Origin of the sequence: Streptomyces calidiresistens (assembly GCF_014141525.1) — a bacterium.
Classification (GTDB): Bacteria; Actinomycetota; Actinomycetes; order Streptomycetales; family Streptomycetaceae; genus Streptomyces; species Streptomyces calidiresistens.
Window position 1 is genome coordinate 1 of sequence record NZ_VKHS01000580.1, and the last position, 3,606, is coordinate 3,606.

Consider the following 3,606-nt stretch of genomic DNA (forward strand, 5'->3'; position numbering starts at 1 on the left):
CCCGCTGCCCGAAGCGCGAACGGATACCGGGAGAGACCGCTCCGGCCGCCGACTCCCGTCAGGGGACGACTTGTCCGTCGACTTCGACCGCCTTGGGCTCACCCTTCCGGAACCGGTGGACGGTCTCGGTGGCCTGTCCGCTGATCGCCCCTTCCGCTGACCGGAGGGACCACCGGAGGGAGCGAGGAAGCCCACGGTGCCGAGCAGCTCGGATGCCGTGGGTGTCTGTCGTTATCGGTCGGCGTCGGGGGTATCGGACGGGCCGGGGACAGCCCGACCAACAACATCCCGAGCCGGGTTCCCGCATCATCGGCACCGGCTCATGGCGTTGTGCAGCGCCTCGCACCACTTCACGAGGAGGGGTCGCAACCTCCACCATCCACCCGGCCTCCACACCATCGGCGTCTTCCCCTGCTCCGCGCAGTGGACCGGAGAAGAACGGCTGGGCTGCCCCGACCGCTCGAACTTCTGTCCGCCGGTCGGCGCGAGGAGGCCGGAACATGTTCGTCCTGCTCGGCCTCGTGGCCCTGTTCGCCGCCCCGGTCTGGGTCATCACGGCGGTCGTCAAACCACTGTTCGTCGTCTTGCCGGGCAGGCGCCCCGACTGGGGCGTGCGGTTGTTGCGCTGGGGCTCCGGCATGGCGGTGGCAGCCGCGGCCATCCTCCTGGCCATGGCGCTCGGCGCCGTCGAGCTGTCCGACCACGAGTCCCGGTCGGGGGCGGACTCCTCCCCCGCGCCCGCCTGTCGCGACGCCGCACCCCACCTCGTGGAGCGTCTCGTCGGCCACCGCGCCTCGTATCTGCCGCCGGCCTTCGACTGTGTCCTGGAGGACGGAACGACGTACCCCGCTTCCGAAAGCTACGTGTGGCTCAATGGTCTCGTCGTCACCTGCGCGGTGGTCTCCGTCCTGTTGGCGGTGGGAGCCGGATACGCCACCGATCGGCAGACGGCACGGCGGATGCGCGTGCCGGACTCCGAAACGCCGGGATGATCCATACGACGGACCCTGGTTGTGCGGGCGGCCGACCGCCCGGACCGGAGAAGGGCACGGAACCATCCAACCGGGGCTTTCGATGGGGGAGGGCCCCCGGTTCCGAGGCATGCGCCGTTGTATCTCGTGACAGCTCGGCCCACATCAGCTCGAACCGTGCCCGGGTGCCGTGAGATCCACCCATATCCAAGGCTTGTGGTCCCACGTACGCACTTCGCCCACGACCAACTCAACGCTCATCCCCACGGGGGGCAGCTCCCGGGCGAGCCGATCCACTCCGGGTTCGCTCCTGCGGCGAATCAGGTCCAACGAAGCGCCCACGGGCTCATAGTCGTCGAGTTCCGCCATGAGGCCCCATGGGTGGTGACCGATGATCGTTGCTTGAACGGTCTCACCCCGACGAAGCTCGCTGACAGAACGCTTCGACTCATCTGCCATGACGGCATCATCCCTCCTCGGCCACCACGCTCCCCGGTCCCCCTCCCGGCCGCCGCCGACCCGGGTCGCGTCTGCTCGGCTCTGCCCGGGTCAACGGTGTTCGGGATGGGAGCATCCCGCGCACACCCCAACGCGCCTGCGGTGGTGTGGGCGGAGACCCCGCACCAGGAGTAACCCGCCCCCGGTGGTGCCTCCGCTCGTGGGAGTCTCGGCACGGGCGGGTCCCGGTGCCGGTGAGTTCGGCGGCTTCGTCGGGTGGACGATGCCGTCACCGCGTGGGAAGCGGCGCTCGATCCGGCCCCGGAAACGGTGCCGGACAAACCGGTGGTCCGGCGATTCGTCTCCGACCTGCTCACCATGAGCCCGGTCACGTCGGACCACCTGCGCCATCCGGCACGGGAGCCGGGGGTTCCGATCGGCTCGACCGACCACCGACCGCCTCCGGATACCGAGGTGACGAGCCCGGGAGTCCCGAACACCACCCCCGCGCCGGCGATGCCGAAGTCCTCACGACGAGCCGGGGCCGTTCACATGATCCGACGGCTGTGCCGTCCCTCTTCATCACGTGCCCCGGGAACCATCCCCGCCCGGGGCCCGGAAAGAGCCCGGGCGGTCATCACGTACATCACGCGCACGACCGCGCCGCACATCACCCGGCACCCATGGGAACGACGAAGCCCCGTTCCGGGTGACCGGAACGGGGCTTCGATGGGCTGCGCGCTCGGCAGGATTCGAACCTGCAACCTTCTGATCCGTAGTCAGATGCTCTATCCGTTAAGCTACGAGCGCTTGTCGATCCGGGCGGCCTGGCCGCCGGTCGGCGTTGCGGGAACAACATTACATGACCCGCGCCGTGAGACGAAATCGATTGCCCCCATCCGGCGTGACCTGCGAAAACGTTTCCGGATGCCCTTCCGACCGGGGGTCGCCGGCCGGGAGTGGGACGCCCCCCGCCGGCCCGCGGGAGCGGTGACGGGGAGCGACGGCACGGGGCGGTTCCCGGGCCTCCCGGGGCGGTGGCCGCAGACGGAACCGGGGCCCTCGCCGGTCCGGGATGGCCCATCCGCGCCCCCCACCACGCACGCCTCGCCCCGCCGCCGGGCGCCGTCGGGTCCGGCACCCGTCCGATCGGCCCCCGCCCCGTCCTTCCCGGATCGACGCACCCGGATCGACGCACCCCGATCGACGCACCCGGGACGTCGCGCGCCGGGACGAGCCCCTGCGCGCCGGCCGGGGGCACACGGCAGAGGACCCCCGGCCGTGTCGGCCGGGGGTCCTCGGGTGTTTCCGCTGCGGAGGCTCCGGGATTTGAACCCGGGATGGGGGGTTACCCCAAACCGCATTAGCAGTGCGGCGCCATAGACCAGACTAGGCGAAGCCTCCACGCACCTCACGCCCGCGCGAGAGCCGCGAGAGCGGGTGTGTGCGAGCAAATGATGCCACAGCCGTCACGGCCCGTTCCACTCGCGCTCCCCCGGACGGGGGGCATCCGGTCGTGTCGCGTTGCGCAACCACTTTCCGTGAGCAGCGTTGAACGGGTGGGGACAATCCGTCGGTTCCGCCGCCGGACCCCCGCGAAACCCGTGGAAACGACACAACCCACGCAAGCGTGAAGTGGCACGCATCCGACACTAGGAGCGCAACCCCCATGGACTTCACCTCCCTCACCGCCGCCGCGTTGGCCGCCCTGGCGGCCCTGGCCGGCGGACCGCAGGCGGGCGCCCCGGCCGAGCCGGGCGAGACCGGGACGGCCGCCAAGCCGATCGCCCACGATCTGAGGATCACCGTCTCCGAGGACGGCTCCCGTTCGTCCTCCCGCACCCACACCCTGACCTGTGAGCCGACCGGCGGCGACCACCCGCAGGCGGAGGCCGCCTGCGAGGTGCTGCTCGGGGCGAACACCCGCGGCGCGGACCTGTTCGCCCCGGTCGGTCCCGAGACCATGTGCACCCAGCAGCACGGTGGTCCGGCCACGGCCACCGTGGTCGGGCGGTGGAACGGCGAGCCGGTGCACGCCACCTTCTCCCGCACCAACGGCTGCGAGATCGCCCGTTGGGACGCCATGGTGCCGGTGCTGCCGTCGATGGCGGCGCAGCCGTCCTGAGTCGGATGGTTCGTCGGGGTCGCCCCGCCTCTCCCGCAGGGGAGGGGTGGGGCGGCCCCGACGGCCGGGAGG

The 3,606-nt window shown here is 71.2% G+C and carries 2 protein-coding genes and 2 tRNA genes; 2 read left to right on the forward strand and 2 right to left on the reverse strand.

Annotated elements, in window-relative coordinates; all coding sequences use genetic code 11:
* Window positions 1-500 precede the first annotated feature (500 nt).
* Window positions 501-992: a hypothetical protein gene (locus tag FOE67_RS19915; protein ID WP_182666212.1), complete on the forward strand. Its 492-nt coding sequence runs from the start codon at window positions 501-503 to the stop codon at window positions 990-992.
* A gap of 1,154 nt (window positions 993-2,146) precedes the next feature.
* Here FOE67_RS19915 and FOE67_RS19920 read toward each other — a convergent pair.
* A tRNA-Arg gene (locus tag FOE67_RS19920) sits at window positions 2,147-2,219 on the reverse strand.
* A gap of 504 nt (window positions 2,220-2,723) precedes the next feature.
* Window positions 2,724-2,813, reverse strand: a tRNA-Ser gene (locus tag FOE67_RS19925).
* Window positions 2,814-3,078: 265 nt separating this feature from the next.
* Here FOE67_RS19925 and FOE67_RS19930 point away from each other — a divergent pair.
* Complete coding sequence (locus tag FOE67_RS19930) at window positions 3,079-3,534, forward strand: SSI family serine proteinase inhibitor (RefSeq protein ID WP_182666213.1); 456 nt, start codon at window positions 3,079-3,081, stop codon at window positions 3,532-3,534.
* Window positions 3,535-3,606: the final 72 nt, after the last annotated feature.